At 71.5% G+C, this 19,643-nt stretch carries 11 protein-coding genes; 4 read left to right on the forward strand and 7 right to left on the reverse strand.

Features of this window, described 5'->3' with window-relative positions; genetic code table 11:
• Nucleotides 1-324: 324 nt before the first annotated feature.
• The 6 genes from D457_RS33360 to cobT form a co-directional block, all read right to left on the reverse strand.
• Nucleotides 325-1,602: a DUF4192 domain-containing protein gene (locus D457_RS33360; RefSeq protein WP_017583520.1), complete on the reverse strand. Its 1,278-nt coding sequence runs from the start codon at nt 1,600-1,602 to the stop codon at nt 325-327.
• 97 nt (nt 1,603-1,699) lie between these two features.
• Nucleotides 1,700-3,055: a sensor domain-containing diguanylate cyclase gene (locus tag D457_RS0125535; RefSeq protein ID WP_017583521.1), complete on the reverse strand. Its 1,356-nt coding sequence runs from the start codon at nt 3,053-3,055 to the stop codon at nt 1,700-1,702.
• A gap of 693 nt (nt 3,056-3,748) precedes the next feature.
• Nucleotides 3,749-6,739, reverse strand: coding sequence for a GTPase (locus tag D457_RS0125540; RefSeq protein WP_017583522.1), 2,991 nt, complete (start codon nt 6,737-6,739; stop codon nt 3,749-3,751).
• A complete protein-coding gene (locus D457_RS0125545) occupies nt 6,736-8,625 on the reverse strand; it encodes a dynamin family protein (RefSeq protein ID WP_017583523.1) in 1,890 nt (629 codons plus the stop codon). The genes D457_RS0125540 and D457_RS0125545 overlap by 4 nt, the downstream gene beginning before the upstream one ends.
• A 73-nt stretch (nt 8,626-8,698) precedes the next feature.
• Nucleotides 8,699-9,979: a uroporphyrinogen-III C-methyltransferase gene (cobA, locus tag D457_RS0125550; protein ID WP_039831905.1), complete on the reverse strand. Its 1,281-nt coding sequence runs from the start codon at nt 9,977-9,979 to the stop codon at nt 8,699-8,701.
• A 520-nt stretch (nt 9,980-10,499) separates the two neighbouring features.
• A complete protein-coding gene (gene cobT / locus D457_RS0125555) occupies nt 10,500-13,151 on the reverse strand; it encodes a nicotinate-nucleotide--dimethylbenzimidazole phosphoribosyltransferase (RefSeq protein ID WP_017583525.1) in 2,652 nt (883 codons plus the stop codon).
• 998 nt (nt 13,152-14,149) lie between these two features.
• Between cobT and D457_RS0125560 the strand changes: the two genes are divergently transcribed.
• Nucleotides 14,150-15,286: a peptidoglycan recognition protein family protein gene (locus D457_RS0125560; protein ID WP_017583526.1), complete on the forward strand. Its 1,137-nt coding sequence runs from the start codon at nt 14,150-14,152 to the stop codon at nt 15,284-15,286.
• A 175-nt stretch (nt 15,287-15,461) separates the two neighbouring features.
• Nucleotides 15,462-16,037 carry a GNAT family N-acetyltransferase gene (locus tag D457_RS0125565; protein ID WP_017583527.1) on the forward strand — a complete coding sequence of 192 codons (576 nt, stop codon included), beginning with the start codon at nt 15,462-15,464 and terminating at the stop codon, nt 16,035-16,037.
• Nucleotides 16,038-16,224: 187 nt separating this feature from the next.
• Here the strand turns inward: D457_RS0125565 and D457_RS0125570 are convergent, their stop codons facing one another.
• A complete protein-coding gene (locus D457_RS0125570; protein ID WP_017583528.1) occupies nt 16,225-16,512 on the reverse strand; it encodes a DUF6504 family protein in 288 nt (95 codons plus the stop codon).
• 468 nt (nt 16,513-16,980) lie between these two features.
• On the opposite strand from D457_RS0125570, the gene D457_RS0125575 reads away from it, so the two are divergent.
• Both D457_RS0125575 and D457_RS0125580 read left to right on the forward strand, forming a co-directional pair.
• Nucleotides 16,981-17,199, forward strand: coding sequence for a hypothetical protein (locus tag D457_RS0125575; protein WP_017583529.1), 219 nt, complete (start codon nt 16,981-16,983; stop codon nt 17,197-17,199).
• 129 nt (nt 17,200-17,328) lie between these two features.
• Nucleotides 17,329-19,614 carry a serine/threonine-protein kinase gene (locus D457_RS0125580; protein WP_017583530.1) on the forward strand — a complete coding sequence of 762 codons (2,286 nt, stop codon included), beginning with the start codon at nt 17,329-17,331 and terminating at the stop codon, nt 19,612-19,614.
• Nucleotides 19,615-19,643: the final 29 nt, after the last annotated feature.

A 19,643-nucleotide genomic window follows, 5' to 3' on the forward strand; every position in this document is an offset into this window, starting at 1 on the left:
CCACCCGCCCCCGAGCCCTCACTGAAGGGTGCCAGAACGCGCTCGGCGCCCTGGGAGGCGCGGTACGGGAGCCGTACCGCGCAGAGGGTTATCCGCGCGCGCTGGCACACCCCCTGCGCGGGGTCTGGCACGAATCCGCCGCCATCCCTGGCACAGGGCCTGGAACGAACGCAGGGCCTGGATCGGGCACAAGGCGTGGAACGGGGCAAGGCGTGCTGCGGGCAACGGCGCAGGTCCCGTCGATCCCCACCCCAGCCCAGCCCCGCCCACGCGGCCCTGTCGTCTCCCCCGTTCACTCCGTCCCCGAATTCTCACCGCTCCCGCTCACGCCCAGTCGGCCAATCGGTCAGGGGCAGCGTTACCGCTCGCCACGCGGCCCGAGGCTCCACCACTTCCTCTCATGCCCGGGTGGGGTCCCGAGGGCGAGGGCATTCCTTGCCCCACGCACGAGGTAGCACCGGGAGCGGCGGCGCCGGTCGTACTGCACAGCGGGATCGGGGTGCGGGGCGGTCTGGAGGGGTCCGCTTCGTCCTCGGCCCCGGCCTCCTCCTCGCTCTGGTGGTCGAGGCGCTGAGCCAGGAAGCCGCGCCAGCGTTCGGCGGGCAGTCCCCACCGCAGCGCCCGGGACATGAGGACCGCCATCGCGTAGCCCGGGTCCACTGTCAGGGCGAGGTCCAGGGCGGCCCGGGCCAGGTCGTGGTCGTCGTGCTGCCAGGCAGCCACCGCCAGCAGGGCGGCCGGGGCCGGGAGGTGGCGTTCGGGGACATGGCGGACCAGCCTCGACCATAGGCGCATGTGGAGCCGTGCGGTCTCCGGGGTGATCCCGGTCCACACCGCGTCGCGCACGCGGAATTCGGTCAGGTGGACCCCCAGTCGCCCCATGGTCTGCGGATCAGTGACCCGCCGCCGGCCCTCCTCGCGCAGCGCGTCCAGTACCTCGGGGGCCCGACGTTCGACCCCGTCCCCCTCGGACGCCTCCGCTTCGGCCGCCGTCGCCGCCTCGGCCACCACCTCCCGCAGCTTTCCGCGCACGGGGTCAAGGAGGAACCTGATCCGCGCGGAAGGCCCCCGGTCTCCCGGGACCAGCCCGCGCAGGACCGCCTCGGCCGGGACCGGTGAGATATCCGGGTCGAAGCGTGTCCCTTCGTCCGGGCAGCACCCGAGGTCCTGGCAGAGATAGGACCAGTAGCGTCCCCCGGTCACCCGGAGCGCCTCCAGGACCTGGACCCCTCGGACACGGGCCTCCTGGAGGAGGGAGTGGATGTGCGGAGTGACCCGCTCCGGTTGACCGAAACCGGCCACGATGAGCGCACTGCCGTCGGCTGCCAGGGCCGCGGACACAGCCGCCCCACCGCTCCGTTCCGGGGTGAGGACGTGGTCCAGGTGGTCGAGTCCGCCGTAGAGGATTCCGAGCACATGGCCCTCACCGACCACCAGCGCGACCACCGCGTCGTCCAAGGGCTGGGACACCAGGTAGGGCAGGGCTGCGAGAAGGTCCGCCGGGGTCCGCAGTCGAAGCGGGCTCGCTGGGGAGTTCGGGGGCTGGGAGGGGTGGGAAGGGTCGGCGGGTTCAGGGGAGGTTCCATGCTGATCACCGGGCATGGTTCCACGTTCGGTTACCGGGCGCGGGGGCGCAACCAGCCCCCGCGAACCTGTGGATAACCTGACCCGACCGCCCTTCCTCCGACGTTCTCGGAGGTCAGGAAGGGTCACCCGGGTTGCTCGTGGAATCGGTGATCTCGCCCTCCCGGGGACCGGGGATCTTCCCGGACACCTCGGGGCGCCCGGCCGGCAGGCACACGCGGTCGCGGCCGGTCTCCTTCGCCCGGTAGAGCGCAAGGTCGGCGGCGGTCAGCAGCTCGACGAGGTCGTCACCGTGGTCACCAGCCACGGCCACCCCGATCGAGATGGTGATGGACACCAGGACGTCGTCCACCGCGATCTCCATCCGGCCGACCTGGCAGCGCAGGCGTTCGGCGGCCTGCCAGGCCTCGGTGGTGTCGGCCCCCGGCAGCATGACCACGAACTCCTCGCCGCCGAAGCGGCCGAGCAGGTCCGACTGGCGCAGCTGCTGGGAAATCGTCGTCGCGACCCCGAGCAGGACCTGGTCGCCGAAGAGGTGCCCGTAGTTGTCGTTGACCCGCTTGAAGTGGTCGATGTCGACGATGAGCACCGCCGCCCGGCCGCGCGTAGAGCGGGCCTTGGCGACCTCGGCGGCCGCTTCCTTCTCCCAGGTGGGCGCGTTGAGCAGGCCGGTCTTCGGGTCGGTCCGGGCCGCGGTCTTCAGCTGCTGATAGACCAGGCTCCGCTGCAGTAGCAGCACCGGCGGAACCGCGATCACCAGCAGGAACAGCGAGATCTGAGCGAGGATGGCGACGGTGACCCCGACACATAATTCGGCGGAGTCGACCAGGACCCCCTCCCGATCCCACATGTCGCGGATACTGCCGGAGACACCACCGAACTTAGTGCCCATGAACACCAGCAGGCTGTTCAGGAGGGTGAACCCGGCGCAGCAGGCCAGGGCCAGTGCCACACCGCTGGCACTGAGCAGGGCCTCGTGGGAATTCGGGGAGCCGCTGATCCCGGCCGGGAATCCGACCTGGGCCCCGTGCCAGAGCACCGAGGCGAGGAACCCCGAAACGCCCACAACAGCGGCGTTGAACACCCGTCGGTGCGGCATCGTGTGACTGCGGCGGCGCCCGAGCAACAGGTAGCTGGAGAGCGGGATGAGGAGCGAGTACACCGGCGGCAGGAGGAGCATCGCGGGGAACCACCAGGCTCCCAGGAGATCCCGGCTGACCCCGGAAGGCGTATCGATGCGACTGATCGCCGCCGCGCACATCACGGCGGAGACCACGAGGGCGAGCAGCAGGGCGACGTCGAAGAGCCTGAGGGTCGTCTGCGCCGCGGCCACCCCGAACAGGAACAGCGCGACGAAGACCATCAGGAACAGGTAGGCCACCAACCCGAGGGGCTGCTGGAAGATCAGCCAGGTACGGCGCTCTCCGGGGGAGCTCTCATCGGCCGCCACCGGCTTCTCCGAGATGCTCACCGCTTCGTCCTCCCTCCCGGTTCCACCTTCTACCTCCGAACCCTTGGCGACTCTGATGTGCCCACCGCCTCCCACGGTTCTCCTTTCGACGAACCGGATTCGCCCCGCGTTCCCTCGCGGTGCCGGTCGGTGACCAGTGGGGTTGCGCATCCTCCCTGGTAGGCGCCGGGTAATCACACCAGCACTACTTTACATTACTTTGGGTAATAACTTAATTGCCGATTGTATGTACCTTGCAGGCTGAGGCTACCTTAGTTCTCACCCTCTGTTCCAGAGGGGTTGGCTAGCGTGACGAATTGGGGCATCCTGCCATAGGGCATCGGCGGCTCCGGCCGGAAATCTGGACCGGTCCGTCGGGCGCTGTCTGTCCGACGCACCGACCGCGCGATCCCCGTCAGTACCAAGCACTCAGCACCCGAACCGTAGGAGCATCACATGGCAAAGAAGATCCTGAGCTGGTTCTAAGTCCCCCTCCCTGACACGATCGGGGGCGGGCAGCCCTCAGGCTGCCCGCCCCCGATCACTTCGGGTCGGTCGAGGTTCACCCTCGGCCGACCTTTCGTGTTGTGGTCGCTGTGTTCTGTTGTGCGCACCGGGACCGTATCGATCCCGAGCCCGCTTCGCGGCCCGGCCCTCCACCGGCCCCTCACCACGGCGCGCGGCTCAAGCCCTGACGACTCAGTTCTTGAGGGCTCAGTCCTTGACCCTGGCCACCTCGTAGGCGGCCCGGAATGCCCGGTAGCGCGCGAGTTCGTTCTCCAGCTGGGTCACGACCCGGACCCCGGCGATCTCCCGAACCCGTCCCTGTGCGGTGCGCTCCACGTCCTCACGGCGCTGGACGGCGGCCACCTCCACGAGATTCCCACAGCCCACCCCGGTCAGCCAGCCCACCAGGAGACTGGCCAGGAGCAGGGCGCCCGAGTAGGCGATGAAGACCGGGTCGTCGAACATCCGCAGGCCGGTGATGCCGCCGCCGAGCCAGCTCAGCAGGGACAGCAGGGCCCAGGCGAACCCCACACCGGCCACGGCGAGCAGTGCGTACTGCACCGCGCGGGCCGTCTTCCACCACGAGGGGCTGCGACCCGGATCGCCGACCGCGCCCGCGACCGCCTCACCGAGTTCGGTGGGCAGTTCCGCCACCCCGCTGCGGGCGGCCGTGCGCATCCGGCGGCGCCACAGGCCGGGCATCTCCGCGGACACCTGGTCGGCGGCCTCACCCAGAACCGTCTCCAGTTCGGCCTCGTGCGCGTCGACCGGACCGCCCACACCGGGTTCGTCCCGGCGCAGGAAGTCAAGCTGGACCGCGGCGAGCGGGTCCTTGCGGAGCTTGGCGACCTGACGGGCCACCGGCCAGCCGACCCGGCGCTTGCCGCGGCGAACGTCGTTGGTCTCCACCACGTCGGCCACAGCGGTGACACCGGCAGCCTTGGCCAAACCCTCCTGGATCCGGGACCGGACCTGGGCGGGCACCATCTCGGGGATCTCCCCTTCGCCGTAGAACTCCTCGAAGGGTTCGATGACCTGGTCCAGGTCGGCGACCAGGCGGTCGACCAGGGCCCGGCGCTCGATGACCGTCTCGCTCAGGAACTCGCGCACCTCGCGAATACCCTGGCCGGTCACGGTGGAGGTGGTGATCACCCGCGGGTGCACACCCGACTCCGTTTCCAGGAGGCGGCGCAGGTCGGTGAGGAGCTCCTCCAGCTCGTCCGGCGCGACCTTGTCCACCTGGTTGAGGACGGCGACGGTGACCGCACCGTGCCCGGCCATCTTGGCCAGGTAGCGGTGGTGCACGGCGGCGTCGGCGTACTTCTGCGGGTCGAGCACCCACACGAGCAGGTCCACCGAACCGATGAGCCGGTCGGCCTCCGCGGTGTGCATGCTGCGGACCGAGTCGTGGTCGGGCAGGTCGAGCAGGACCAGGCCGGTCAGCTCGGAGTTGCCCGTGTCCAGGACGCTGGTGCGCGAGTGCCGATAGCGCGTGGGCACACCCAGCCAACTCAGGAGCGCGTCGGCGCCCTCGTGCCCCCACACGCAGGCGTGCGCCTTGGACGTGGTGGGGCGGGTGACGCCGGTCTGGGAGAGTTCGAGCCCGCACAAGGCGTTGAACAGGGAGGACTTCCCGCTTCCCGTGCCTCCGGCCAGTGCCACGACCGTGTGTTCGCCGGACAGGCGCAGGCGCGCCCCGGCGTGGTCCAGCAGCTGTCCGGCCCGGCCCAGGACCTCCTCGGGCAGGTCCTCCTGGCCGAGTTCGACGAGGGTGCTCAGGGCGTCCAGCCGCTCGATGAGCTCGGCGCGGCTGGTGGTGCTGGTGGGCTGCCAGTGGTCGTGGCTGGTGGGGCGGTACTCCTCTTCGTTCGTTGCCGAGCCGGAGTCGTCCTGTGCCTGTCCACCCACGGCCTGTGGCCCGGTGTCGGGACCAGGGGTGCCTGAACCGGAAGCGTCAGGGCCGGTCCGCGGTGCGGTGGTGTCGGCCCCGATCGCCCGGAAGGCGCCCGAGACGGCGGAGGGTCCGGGGACGCGGCGGGGCAGGGGTTCGGGGTCGTCGTCAGCGGCCTCACCCTGTTCCGGGGCCGCTGTACCCGGCTCGACGGTCCGGGCGCTGTCGCCGGTGGCCCCGGCGGCTGCGGGGGCTCCGGTGCGCGCGGTCTCCGCCGTCCCGCTCCGGGCTTCCTCCGCGTCGGTGCCCTCGGCCCGCTCGTCATCTTCGGGGCCGGGAACCCAGGTGGCGGTGGTCTGCTGGGCGACGCCGGGGGCCGGGCGGGAGGTGTGGCGGCGGGGGCGCTCCCCCTGCGCGTCGCGCTCTGAAGCGTGCTCGGCGTCGCGCTCCGCGGCGGCTCCGGCCGCGGGGTCGACGGCAGGGCCGTCCGGCCCGTCGTCGAGCAGGTCAGCACCGGCGGTGCGGTCGTCGGTCCGGCCGGTGGTACGCCGGGCCGGACGCCCGCCCTGGTCGTCCGGGCGTTCGGTGTCCGGGGTGACCACCGGGAAGGCACCGGTGTTGCGCCCGGCGATGCGGGTGTCGTCGGCGGCCTCGGTGAGACTGCCGACCCAGCCCGCCAAACCGTCGGGGTCGTCGTGGTCGTCGTGGTCGGCCTCGCTGCGGCGGCGCCGGTTCCCGTCACCGTCCACGCTTTCGGCGCCGCCCTTGTCCGCTGCGGCGGCGGAGGGGCGTGCATGGCGCCCGAAGCGACGCTGACGGGCCCTGGCCGCTTCCGGCGACTCCGGGTGAGATTCCGGTAGCCCTGGGGCGCTGGCGTCGCTCTGAGAGTCCTCCCGGGAGGCGCTCTGTGCCGTGCCCGCTCCGGATGGGTCCGGGTAACCGGTGATTCCGTCGTAGGCGGGCGGCTCGAAGGCGGCCGCCTCGGAGGCGGCCCGTTCACGCTCCTCGGCGTGCTCGGGGTGTTCGGGCACCGGCATCGTGTAGCCGCGCCAAGGACCGCTCTGGTGGGAGGCGGGTTCCCTGGTCGGCGTGGAGGGCTCCGAATCCGGAGCGGCGCGCTCGTCGTTCCAGGGGCTGCTCGCCACGGAATCGTGCACACCGGAATCGTGCGGGTCAGGTCCCCGGGTTCCGGGCCTCTCCGAGACGGAACCGTCCGCGGCGGGTCCGCTCTCGCGCTCCTCGCCCTCGTCGCGGCTCGGGCCCGGACCGTTGCCCCCCGTGTGGGCGGGGTTCCACTGAGTTGTCATCTTGCAATCTCAAGGTTGTACGTGGCCTGGTAGAGCTGGACGGCGCTGTCCTCGGACGGGATGCCCGCCGTCGACAGGGCGTGGTCGAAGGGCGCTCGCTCGTGAGTGAGCAGCCCGAGCACCCGCTTGCGCAGGTTCTCCCGCGCGGACCCGCCGATGCTTCGCAACGACTGGGCGCCGAACAGCCCCTTGAGCAGGCGCTGCGGGGACGGCCCGGAGGTGTCGGCCGCGTGGGCGCCGCCTCCGGAATGGGATCGTTCGTAGCCGAGCAGGTCGATGATCATGACCAGGGCGACGATCTCGTGGTCGAAGGTGACGAATCGGGCCACCGATCGTTTGGTGGCGCCGTTGGCCGCGGTCATCTCCGCGATCTCCTGCTGCCACTCGGAGATCTCCTGGCGAACCTGCTTGGCGAGCAGCCCGCTGCCGGGCTGGTCGAGGGCCTTCTCCGCCAGTTCGGCGCCGCCGGGGACGTCCCGCCAGCGCTGCTCGATCTGGTCCGAGGCGCGCTCGTTGGCGGAGACCACCAGGGCCTCCAGGGCGTCGCGGACAGCGCGTTCCAGAGCGCTGACCCGCTGGCCTCGCTCGGCCTGTTCGGCGCGGCCCTTGCGGGCCCGCTTACCGCGCAGGCGCAGGCTCTTGGCGAGTTCGCCGCTGGCCGCGACCTCCTGCCACCGGGCGAGGAGGGAGCCGCGCAGCAGGGTGCCGTCGCCCAGGGCGGTGTCGATCCGGGCGGCCGCGCCGGCGTAGGCGTCATCGATGTCGGCGCCCAGGGAGCGGCCGGTCTCGATCTGCGCCTCGACCTGCCGGGCGAGTTCGGGGACGCGGCTGCGGAAGCTGTCGATGACCCCGATGAAGGTGCGCCGGGAGACCCGGTCACGCTGTTCGGCCTCACCGGCCACGTCCGCGAGGTAGTCCCGGATGTGGTCGGCGACGTTGGAGGTGAAGCGTTCGCCCTCGATCTGGTCGGTCTCGGGGATCGCGAAGCGGGCGGCGTTGCCCAGGCCGTTGGCCTCGAGCATCGCGCCGAAGTGGTCCAGGAGCTGGCGGCGGCCCTTGCGGGGCACTCGGGAGAGCACCACGGCCAGGGAGGTGTCGCGGTCCCGGGCCACCTGGAGGAACTCCCACACGCGCGCGTCCGCGTACCGGCCGCTGGTGGTGACGAAAACCCACAGGTCGGCGGCGTCCAGGAACTTGGCGGCGAACTCGTGGTGGGCGGCGACGGCGGAGTCGACGTCGGGGGTGTCGAGCAGGGCCACGCCGGGGGGCATGGCCTCGGTGGCGGCGAGCACCAGCATGCCGTCCTTGCCGGGCATGGCCAGACCCTGCTGGCGCACCCGGGGCAGGGAGGGGATGAAGGAGGCTTCGCTGAACCAGTCGACGTCGGCGGGGTTGCAGGCCAGCACCGGGCTGTTGGTGGTGGGCCGACGCACGCCGGTGGTGGTGACCTGCTCGCCGACCAGGCTGTTGACCAGGGTGGACTTGCCGGCGCCGGTGGAACCGGCCACGGCGATGAGCAGGGGGATGTCGGGGCGGCGCACCCGGGGCAGGACGTAGTCGGAGAGCTGGGCCAGGACGTCCGACTGGAGGACCTCGCCCTCCTCCGCTCCGGCGATCCCCGGTGCGAACTCCAGGTCCCGGATCTGCTTGCGCAGCGACTCCAGTACCTGTTCGAAGCGGTCGTCCTCGTTGGCCGGGGCGCGGTGTTTGGCGGGTCCGGCGGGCACGGGGACCGTGGGCCCCCGGCGTTCGTCGGGTACACCCGCCAGGTGCACGGATTCTGGGCCCGGTGCGGCGGGCTGGGCGGAGGCGGCGTCCGGTCCGGTTCCGAACCGGTCCGAGGCACCTTCGCCCGAGGCGTTCGGTGCGGCCGACGGCCGGGTCATGATCGGTATGCCCTCCTCATCGGTACTGGGATTCCCCCGGCGGCGCGGCTGGCGGGCAGCGCCGCCGGAGGTCTCACTGAAGATCGCGCCCGGTTGCCAGTTGATCGATCTCGAACTGGGCTCCCGTGTGCAGTATGTCAAGATCCCGCGCTGTTTTGACCACTTCTCCGATGATCACCACGGCGGGGGGCCGTACTTGGGCCGATCGGGCCGAGGCAGCGATGTCCGCCAGCGTACCCGTCACCGTCCGCTGTCCTGGCAGTGTGGCCTCCTGGACGACTGCGACGGGAGTGTCCGGGGCGCGGCCGTTCTCGATGAGAGCCTCGGTGATGGCCTCGATCCGCTGCACGCCCATGAGGACGACCACGGTGCCGCCCGCGCGGGCCAGCCCGGCCCAGTCCACGGTGGAGCGACTGTCGCCGGGGGCCACGTGCGCGGAGACGATGTGCACGTCCTGGGCCACACCGCGGTGGGTGGCGGGGATCCCGGCACTGGCCGGGGCGGCCAGGGCGCTGGTCACTCCGGGGACGGCGATCACGGGGACGCCCGCAGCGGAGCAGGCCGCGGCCTCCTCACCGCCGCGACCGAAGAGGAAGGAGTCGCCGCCCTTGAGCCGGACCACGAACTTGCCTTCCCGGGCGCGCTCGACGAGGACGGAATTGATGTCGTCCTGTGTCATGGAGCGGCCGTAGGGGATCTTGGAGGCGTCCACGATCTCCACGTCCGCGGGCAGGCGGTCCAGGAGCGAGGTCGGGGCGAGGCGGTCCACCACCACGACGTCGGCCTGGGAGAGCAGCTGCTGGCCGCGGACGGTGATCAGGCCCGGGTCGCCGGGGCCGCCGCTGACAAGGGCGACACCGCGCAGGCGTTCGCGGCCGCGGCGGGCGTCCAGGGTGCCGTCGGCCAGGCCGTCGATGACGGCGTCGCGCAGGCCGGCGGAGCGCCGGGGGTCGCCCGAGGCGATCACACCCACGGTGATGCCGTTGGCCGAACCGCTGGCCGGGGTCCAGGCGGAGGAGGCGTGCCGGTCGTCGGCGCGCACGCACCAGACACGGGAGCCCTCCGACTCCTCGGCGATCTCGGCGTTGACCTCGGGAGAGTCCGTCGCGGCGTGCACGAGCCAGAAGGCGGGGGCATCGGGACCGCTGACGTCACCGGCCTCCCAGGGGCGGCGCAGCCAGGTGAGGTGGCCGGCGTCGGCGAGGTCCTCCAGAGCGGCGGAGGCCTCCGGGGAGACGAGGGTGACGCGGGCACCGGCCTCCAGTAGGACGGGGACCCGGCGTTGGGCCACCCTTCCGCCGCCGACGACGAGGACGTCTCGGTCCTTCATGCGCAAGCCCAGGAGATAAGTCACGGATCGCACCCCTTCGGTCGTCCGCACCGGCCCCCGGCTTCGACGGCGGGGTGCGCACGCAGGGCCCGGGGCCTGGCGCGCCGCCGGCGATATTCGGCGATTACTCCAAAGCACCTTGTCAAAGCGGTATTACACGGAGGTAAAGGGGCGAGCACTGGAGAGAGTGACGCGCACCGCATCCGAGGCAGGGGAGGGCGAGCGGTACGGGGGCAAACGAAGCACGAGGGGGCAGCGCGAAACGAGCGCCCCGCAGCGAACGACGGGGCGGGCAGTGCAGGGCGGATGGCGCAGGGGTGGGCCGCACAGGTGAACGCGGTGTTGGGGTTGATACCGAGCTTTCGGGCTACCTCGGTAACGTTCCCGGACTCGGTCATCAGCTCCAGGAACCGCTCCCGCAGCCGGGCCAGTTCTTGCTTGGAAAACGACATGGTGGTCGCAACCTCCCCAAAGTCAGGGGTTGCGACCACCACTAGAACCCAAGGGGTGGGCGTCGGGGTCCGTCGTCGTTCGCGCGCTTCGGTTACTGCGCGGTGGACACACCCGCGGTGTCGAAGGTGGCCACGTTGCGCAGCGCCCTGGCCGACCCCTGCAGCAGCGGCAGCGCCAGCAGCGCACCCGAACCCTCGCCCAGGCGCATCTCCAGGTCCACCAGCGGGGTAAGCCCAAGGTGTTCCAAGGCCACGGCGTGGCCGGGCTCGGCCGAACGGTGCCCGGCGAAGCAGGCACTGAGCGACTCCGGGGAGATCGCGGCCGCCGCGAGCGCGGCCGAACCGGCGATCACGCCGTCCAGCAGCACCGGCACCCGCAGGGCCGCACCGCCGAGGATGAAACCGGCCAGCGCCGCGTGCTCCAGCCCGCCGAGCGCGGCGAGGGTCCCGATCGGGTCCTCGGGGTCCACCGGGTTGGCCTTCAGCGCCTGGCGGACCACCTCCACCTTGCGCTCGTAGGTGGCGTCGTCGATCCCGGTCCCGCGACCGGTGGCGACCGAGGGGTCCGCGCCGGTGAACGCGCACACCAGGGCGGCGGCCGGGGTGGTGTTCCCGATCCCCATGTCGCCGGTGATCAGACAGCGGTTGCCCGCCGACACCAGGTCCCGGGCGATCTCGATACCGCCCTCCAACGCCTGGAGCGCTTGGTCCCGGGTCATCGCCGGGCCCTGGGTGAAGTCGGCGGTGCCGCGCGCGACCTTGCGCGGCAGCAGGCCCGATCCCTTCGGCAGGTCGCCGACCACACCGACGTCGATCACGGTGACCTCTGCGCCCACCTGCTCGGCGAAGGCGTTGACCACGGCCCCGCCGTCGAGGAAGTTCTGCACCATCTGCGCGGTGACCTCCTGCGGCCAGGCGGTCACCCCCTGGGCGTACACCCCGTGGTCACCGGCGAACACCGCCACCGCGGCGGGCTCGGGCACCGGCGGCGGGCACTCCCCCGCCAGTCCGGCCAGCTGCACCGAGACCTCCTCGAGGATCCCGAGGGACCCCTGTGGCTTGGTCATCCGGTCCTGCCGGTCCCTGGCTTCCTCCACGGCTCGGGCGTTGAGCGCTCCGATGGCGGTGATGGTCTCCTCCAGCAGGGTGGTCGGCTCCTGGCCGGGCAGACCGCGGCGACCGTAACGGTCGCGGTGCACCGCCCAGGACAGGGGACGTCCCTTGGCCCAGCCACCGAGGCTGAGTTCGGGTTCGGTGGGGAACTCCTCGACGTAGCCGACGCACAGGTAGGCGACGACCTCGAGGTGAGAGGGCAGGTCCAGGATGCGGGCGACCTCGCGCTCGTCGGCGAAGGCGACCCAGCCGACACCGAGACCCTCGGCGCGGGCGGCCAGCCACAGGTTCTCCACCGCGAGCGCGGCCGAGTACGAGGCGGGCTTGGAGTGCCGTCCGGGGCTGTGCGGTCCGCGACTGGGGTCGACGGTGACGACGACGTTGAGCGGGCTCTCCAGGACCGCCTCGACCTTGAGCCCGGAGAAGGCGTGCGCGCGGGTGGCGGGCCGGCTATGGGCCTGAGTGTCGCGCTCGTTCTGAGCGAGGTCGCGCACCCGCGAGCGGAGTTCGGGGTCGTCGATGACGAGGAAATCCCACGGCTGGGTGTGCCCGACGCTCGGCGCCTGGTGGGCGGCTTCCAGCACGCGGGTGAGCACGTCGGCGGGGACCGGCTCGGGGCGGAAGCCCGCGCGGACGTCACGGCGTTCGCGGATGGCGCGATAGACGGCGGCGCGCTCGGCGTCGTCGAAGGCGTGGTCGGTCCCGTTCCAGACGTCGTCGGCGCCGGGCCGGCCGGCGGCCGGGGCGGCCGGGGTGTCCTGGGCTGTCTGCTTGGCCTCGGCACCTCGGGTCTCCGAGTCCCGGGAGTCGGGGTTCTGGGCCTTGGCGCTCTGAGCCTCGGCGCCCTTGGGACGGGCGTCCTGAGTCTGCTCGTTCAGGGCCTGCCGGGCGGCCTGGATGGCCGGGACCAGGGCCGGGGCCTTCCCCTGCGGTTCCTCTGGTTCGGTCCGTTGGTGCGGACCGGTGTGCTGCGGTGCCTCGAGGGGCGCCGCTGCTTCGTGTGCGTGCACGGTGTCGCTCTGCTTCGGTTCGGCGGCCGCGGGGTTCTCATCCGCATGGCCGGGGTTCATGGCAGGCTCGGGCGGCTGGGGCCGCTCGGCCTCTGGAGGATGGGGGTCACGCTGTTCCTGCGGCGCCTGAGGTGCCAGTGGCACCTGTGGCGTCTGTGCGGGCCCGGGGTTACGGGTACCCGAGCGGAAGGGGATGACGTTGAACCGGGGTTCGCTCATCGGGGGTGCCAAGGGGGCGGGCGTCCTGGTGTGCGATGCCGGGCGGGAGTGCTCCGGTTCGGGCTGGTCCGGTTCGGACCGTCCCGGCACCTGGTACCCGGCGGCCGGTCCAGATGCGGGCGGCGGTGTGGGTGCCGGCGCGGGATCGGCGGCGTTCTCGGGCGCGGGATGCGGCTCCGGCTGGGCGGGCGGCATCTCCGGTTCCGGGAACGAACGTCGAAAGGGGTTGTGCGGCGGAGCCGCGGGGCTGGGCTCGCGCGCCTGGGTGCCCTTGCCGCTCTCCGGCAGTCCGTCCAGGAGGCCGCCCAGGAGCGGCCCCGCGCCGGGCGCGGGACCACTGCCCCGCCACCTCGAGCCCTCCTGCTCGCCGCGATAGGTGTCCTCGCGGTCATCGTTGGTCATGATCGCTCCCCGAAGAAGAGAAGAGGTCTGTGAGCTGCCCGGTTCCACCTGGTTCGATACGAATTCGGACCAGCGTAGTCCGCGGCGGTCACGCCGCTCGCACGGGTCCCCCCCGCCCCGGCGCGGCTCCCCCCGATCCGAATGCCGGGGCCCTCAAGTCATCACCAACTGTGCCAGAGTCCGCGTGAGCACGCGCTGTGTACTGAAGTCACGGACAGCAACCCGAAACCACTCGGGCCCCGGTCCCGGGAGGGCGCCATCCCTACGGAAAGCGATGCCATGCTCACGCAAACGAACCCCGAGAAACTCCGCGTTATCCGCTTTGAACAGCAGAAACGATGCTTTCGTCGCCGGGACGACAGCCATTCCGAACCCGCTCAGCGCCGCCGCGAACGCCTCGCGGTGAACCGTCAGTTCTTTTACCCGGGCCGCGGCGAGGGCCCCGGGTTCGCAGCAGGCATCGGTGGCGGCCGGGGCCGGTGGAGACCGACCACAGCGGCTGTGCCGGGGCCAACCGGGCGGCCAGGTCCGGCGGTGAGAGCAGGTAACCGGCGCGCGGCCCGGGCGGCGACCAGGTCTTGGTGAGGCTGCGGACGGCTAGCAGGCCCGGCAGGTCCGTGCGGGACGCCAGCGACTCCGACGACCATCGCGCCTGCTTCATCCGGAGTGACTGATATGGCCCAAATATCTGCTGTGGCCAGCGGGTTTTCGGACGGGGGCGAAGGCACACTACGGCACTCCGAAGACCGCGCGGAGAGTGCCTTGCGTCACATCCGTGTGCCACCCTGTCCCGGTGCCCGCGCCCCGGTCGCACACCTGCCCCGGCTCAGGGCGTGTCCGGTGCATGCCGCCCGCCCGTGAACGGTGCGCCTGTGCCCCTTGCCGAGACCGCAGGAGACGGCGCAAGTGCCGCCGAAGCGGTGTGCGACAGGTCCGGTGTCCGCCGAACACGCCTGCGCCCCAGACCGGGACCCACCCCAGAACGGAACGGATCTTCCATGCGACGGCGTACCTTTCTGACCACTGCCACCGCCGCGGTCGGCCTGAGCGCGCTCGCCCCCGCCCTGCTGTCCTCCGCGACCGCCTCCGCCCGGACCTCCGGAGGCCAGGCCTCCGGGGCCCACAACGCGCCCCGCGTCCTCGGTGAGCGGGCGACCGCCACCGGCACGCTCGTCCGACCGGAACTGCGGTTCGACCTCATCTCCGTCGCCCAGCGGCCCGAGGAGGTCGCCGAGGGCGCCGCCGTGCGGTTCGAGACAGCGGAGGGGACCCTCGGCGACTGGCAGGACCTGCACTTCCACACCGGCGGCCCCGAGCACCTGTCACCGTCGGCCACCGCCCTCGCCCGGGCACCCGAAGGCGCAACCGGATACGAGGTGCGCGGGGCGAACGGCGCCGACCTGACCGCCGTGAACGTGCGCGACGGAGAGGATCTGAGCTTCAGCGGCCAGGAGCGGGTGTCGCTGTCCGCCGAGGACGAGGGGGTCACCACCCTCTCCGGCGGTTCCGTGCTTCGGCTGCGCACCCGGTCAGGGTGGGGCGCCGACGAGTCGCTGCGCTTCGACGAGGACGGAAATGACCTGTGGCCCGCCCAGTTCCACCGGGTACAGGCGCTGACCGTGCACCACACGGCGATGGCCACCACCGGCGACCACGCCGCGGACGTGCGAGCCGTGTACCACCTCCACGCCGCCGAGCAGGCGTGGGGCGACATCGGCTACCACCTGCTTGTGGACCCCCGGGGTGTGGTCTACGAGGGCCGCCACTCGGGCGGCGGGCTCCCAATCTTCCGCACGCTGCCCCTGCCCGGCCTGGCCGAGTCCGTGACAGCCGGGCACGCGTTCGGGTTCAACCACGCCAACATCGGCGTGTGCCTGCTCGGTGACTTCACCGACGCACTCCCCACCCGGGCCGCTCAGGACTCGCTCGTGGACGTTCTTCGGGTGCTGTGCGCGCTGACCGGGGTGGACCCGGCCGCGCGGATCGAGTACGTGAACCCGGACACCGGGGTGGTGACCGGGCAGGAGGCGGTGGCCCGGCACCGGGACTGGCTCGACACGGAGTGCCCAGGCAACGCCTTCGCCGAGGTCTTCGACACGGCCATCCGCCGGCGGGTGGTCAGCGGCCTGCTCTGAACCCCCACGGTGGCGGGGCGTGCCGGCTCCCCGCCACCGGCCCGTGTGGCCGAAAACCTGTTTCCTCCCACTCTGCGGGGCACATAACGTGAGTTTCCGCCCGAGCTGTCGGGTGCGAAACTTGAGTGGTACCCGGCACCAAATGGTCGTTCGAATGCATAGAGGGAACATCCACATGGCCACAGTCCAGAGCGCTCCGATCATGCCCGCGGTCATCCTGGAGACCGAGCGCCTGCGACTTCGAGCCCTCCTCGAGAGCGACATCGACGATGTCCTCGCCTCGTGTGTGGACCCCGAACTCCAGCGGTGGATTCCGCTGCCCGCCCCCGGGGAGACCTACACCCGCACGACGGCCGAGGAGTTCTGCCTGAAGGCCGCCCCGGCGATCCGCACGGGCGGCGACGGCCAGCACTGGGCCATGGTGGACAAAGCGACCGGCCGGTTCACCGGGTCGGTGGCGCTGCTGCGCACGCAGTGGCCCGCCCTGGTCACGGAGATCGGCTACTGGGTCTCGCCCTGGGGCCGCGGCAGGGGGTACGCCACCGAGGCGGTCGTGGCGGTCTCCCGCTGGGCCGTGAACCAGGGGTTCCAGCGGGTGGAGCTCAAGGCCGCCGTGGGCAACACGGGTTCGCGCAAGGTGGCCGAGGCTGCCGGATTCGCCCCCGAGGGCACCGAGCGCAACGCCATGCCGCTGCACGAGGGCCGTTCCGACCTAGCGGTGTACGGGCTCATCCCGGCCGACCTCGCCTGAGGCCCTGAGGAGCAAAACTCCACGTTCCACGAAACGCGCCGACCTCGCCAGCCGTATCGAGCTGCCCGCGGACCCGTGGGCAGTCCTCACCCCGAGCCCGTGGCCCGTGCTCCGACTCGTGTCCTGCTCGGGCGCCGCGGCTCACACAGCGGACCGGCGCCCGGGCCCGGCCGCGCCCCGGGCCGGATCATCCCCAGACGCGGGAGAGCAGCCACTCACCGGTCGTGGTGTCCTGGCGGAGTTCGTACACGCCCTGCGAGTAGGCCGATCCGGCCTCCACCCGCCAGTGTCTGCGCTCGGGGACCTGGGAGTCCGCACCGGGCGTCCAGTCCCTGCGCAGGGTCACCCAGTGGTCGATGATCCTGCGTATCCCGTACACCCGCCCCTCCCAGGTGAACCGGGTCGGCCGACCTTCCGCCTCGACGACCGTGACGTGCGCCCCGTAGTACCGCCCCACGACAGTTCCCCCCAGCATCGACCGGCTCCTGTTGCTCTCGCCTGCGTTACCTTGCGCCCGGCCGTGTTCGCGGGCACACCACCGACAGGGCCCGACCGCGGGGAAGTACGACCAACCCTTCGAACATGTATTCGAATACTAGCGAAAAGGAGAGGTTCCATGGAACTGATTCCGTATTTACGTCATCCCCATCTGTGACACCGGTTGTGGTGCCCGTCGCGACAGCGGCCGCGGGACCCACCACGACCCCGACCACCTGCCAGGCCGCATCCCCGCACCCGCAGAGGAATCGGCACTCTGACCGCCCCTCCCCCAGCCATCCCGTCGCCCCTCCCCGGAGCGCAGCGCACCCCTTGACCCCATGAGGCCCCCACATGGCGAACGGGCACGACAGTCCCACCCCCAGCACCCGGGCGACCCCCACGAACTGGGCGGTTACCGGGTCCTGGGCCGCCTCGGGTCCGGGAGCACGGGCACCCTGGCTTCGTGGCGAGCGAGGCTGATGCTCCACCCGCTGTCGAACTGCGCCGGTCGGTCAACGACGAACTGGCGATCAGCACCGTGGACGAGGAGCCCTATCCCGACACCTACACCGACCACCAGATCATCCAGAGGCAGACGATCCCGTACGAGCGGGGGCAGAGTAACCTGCCGGTCCGGGTCCTCTTCGAGAGCTTCCGACTGGACGAGATCCTCGACGGCTGACCCGCGTCCCCCCAGTTCGGACCCGCTCCCCGCCCGGAACAACCGAATAACACCGCAAACGCGTCGGCGTGTCGAGGTCGGTACGCTGTTAGGCGCGAATCACACGATCCATACGAGGGACCCCCAACTGTGACGTCCAACGGACACGAAAGCGGCAAACCCCTGCGCGCGGGGGACCCGCGCGAACTCAACGGTTACCGCATCGTCAGCCGTCTGGGACGCGGTGGCATGGGCACCGTCTACCTCGCCAAGGACTCCGCCGACCGCTCCGTGGCCGTCAAGCTGATTCACCCGGACCTGGCCGACGACGAGTCCTTCCGGCTGCGTTTCGCGCGCGAGGTCGCCTCCGCGCGCCGGGTCGCCCGCTTCTCCACCGCCGGGGTCATCGACGCCCGGTTGGAGGGCGAGCCCCTCTTCATCGTCTCGGAGTACGTGCCCGGCCCGAACCTGGACGAGGCGGTCCGGCACGGCGAGCCGATGCACGGCGGAACACTCGAGGGCCTGGCGATGGGCGTGGCGGCGGCGCTCACCGCCATCCACGGTTCGGGGATCGTGCACCGCGACCTCAAACCCGCCAACGTCCTGCTCTCCCCGGTCGGCCCCAAGGTGATCGACTTCGGGATCGCCCGCGCCCTGGACGACGCGAGCGGAGCAGTCACCCGCTCCAGCCAGCTCATGGGCACCCCCTCCTACATGGCGCCCGAGCTGATCCTGGGTGATCAGGCCACCGCCGCGGCCGACATCTTCGCGTGGGGCTGCCTGGTGGCCTTCGCCGGGACCGGGAAGGCACCCTTCGACGCGGGTACCGTCCCGGCTGTCCTGCACAACATCTCTTCGGCGCAGCCCAAGTTGGACGGGCTCGACCCGAGCCTGCTGGACCTGGTCGGCGCCGCGCTGGACAAGAAGCCGGAGAACCGGCCCACCTCCCAACAGCTGCTCGCCCGGCTGACCGGCCAGCAGGATCCGGAGGAGGCGGAGATCCGGCGCACGATCAGCACCTCGTGGGCTCCGCCGAGCAGTTCCCCGGTGCCCGGTCTGCCTCCGGAGACCAGCGATCCGGAGCTGGCCGAACAGGCTTCGGGCGCTGCCTCCACCCCGCCGGAGGGCCAGCCCTCGAACCCCGACGCCCCGACGCGGACCCCGCCCGCGCACACGTCCGCCCAGTCGGCGTCGCAGCAGGCTTCTCCGACCGGTCAGGCGCAGCCGTCGGTACCGCCCACCCAGCAGACGCAGTCGCGGTACCAGGGGCAGCAGAACCCTCCGGAGCAGTTCCCGTACGCGAACCCGGTGCAGCCCGGCCCTCAGCCCGGTGCCCAGCAGGGCGGCTACGGCCGGTACCCGAACCAGGCCGGTCACGGCGGGCCGAGCGGCGGTTACCCTCCCGCGGGCCAGCACCAGCAGCCCCACCAACCGCGCTACGGGCAACCCCAGTACGGGCAAGCCCCCTACGGGCAGTCACCGTCCCACGGACAGCCCGCCTACGCCGCGCACAGCGGCCCGGGTGGCCCGGGTGGTCCCGGCACCCCCAAGAACCCGGACGGCCCGGGGCAGCACCCGGGCGGAGGCGGTGCCAGTGCTCCGGGCCGCCGCCGCAAGCTGATGCTCGTGAGCGGCGCCGCGGCCGCGGTCGTGATGGTCCTCGGCGTGGGCGCCACGATGCTGTTCTCCGGTTCGGACGCCCCGCCCGAGAACACAACCAGCATCTACGTCACGGACTTCGCCACCGACCCCGGCTGGTACGACACCCGCTCCTTCGACCCCCAGGACCCCGAGAACTCGGACGGATACTGGGCGGGGCAGAACGCCGTGGTGTTCCAGCTCGACCCCACCCGCAACCCGTCCCGGGGCACAGTGATCCCCTACGACAGGGAGACCCCGGACCGCGTCCTCATCAGCACCGACCTGGTACCCGTCGAGGGCCCCGCCGAGTCCAACCTCGGTGTGCGCTGCTGGGACCAGTCCGGTGACGAGGAGCGCACCATGTACGAGGCCCTACTGCGCTTCGACGGCCAGCAGGCGCAGATCCGCAGGGTGACGGAGGAGAGCGGGGACACCGCGATCGCCGAGACCACGGACGTCCCGGGGTTCGAGACCTTCGACCTCTTCGACGAGGACTCCGGGGTCGAGGGCCTGCCCTACGACGTGCAGGTCGCCGAACTGGTCACCAACAACCTCAAGTTCGCCTGCGAGTACGTGGCCGAGGAGGGCGACGACCCCTACATCGACCTGCGCATGTGGGTCAACGACGAGCTCGTGCTCTCCACCACCGACCATCAGCCCCTACCGGACGACAGTGCCCTCGACGACGAGGAGCGGCGCCGGGTCGGCATCGTCATGCGCCCCGGCGCGGGCACGGAGCCGATCGCCGCCCTCTACACGAACTACGCTCTGCACAGGATCAACGTCGACGACTGACCCCGCCTCCCAGCCGGAGGCGGGTCGGC

It is taken from the genome of Nocardiopsis valliformis DSM 45023, from assembly GCF_000340985.1.
GTDB lineage: Bacteria > Actinomycetota > Actinomycetes > Streptosporangiales > Streptosporangiaceae > Nocardiopsis > Nocardiopsis exhalans.

Excerpts from the sequence above, each read along its gene's own strand:
- D457_RS33360 (WP_017583520.1), bottom strand. The coding sequence starts at position 1,602 with ATGCCCGGTGATCAGCATGGAACCTCCCCTGAACCCGCCGACCCTTCC.
- D457_RS0125540 (WP_017583522.1), bottom strand. The coding sequence starts at position 6,739 with ATGACAACTCAGTGGAACCCCGCCCACACGGGGGGCAACGGTCCGGGC.
- D457_RS0125545 (WP_017583523.1), bottom strand. The coding sequence starts at position 8,625 with ATGACCCGGCCGTCGGCCGCACCGAACGCCTCGGGCGAAGGTGCCTCG.
- cobT (WP_017583525.1), bottom strand. The coding sequence starts at position 13,151 with ATGACCAACGATGACCGCGAGGACACCTATCGCGGCGAGCAGGAGGGC.
- D457_RS0125560 (WP_017583526.1), top strand. The coding sequence starts at position 14,150 with ATGCGACGGCGTACCTTTCTGACCACTGCCACCGCCGCGGTCGGCCTG.
- D457_RS0125565 (WP_017583527.1), top strand. The coding sequence starts at position 15,462 with ATGGCCACAGTCCAGAGCGCTCCGATCATGCCCGCGGTCATCCTGGAG.
- D457_RS0125570 (WP_017583528.1), bottom strand. The coding sequence starts at position 16,512 with ATGCTGGGGGGAACTGTCGTGGGGCGGTACTACGGGGCGCACGTCACG.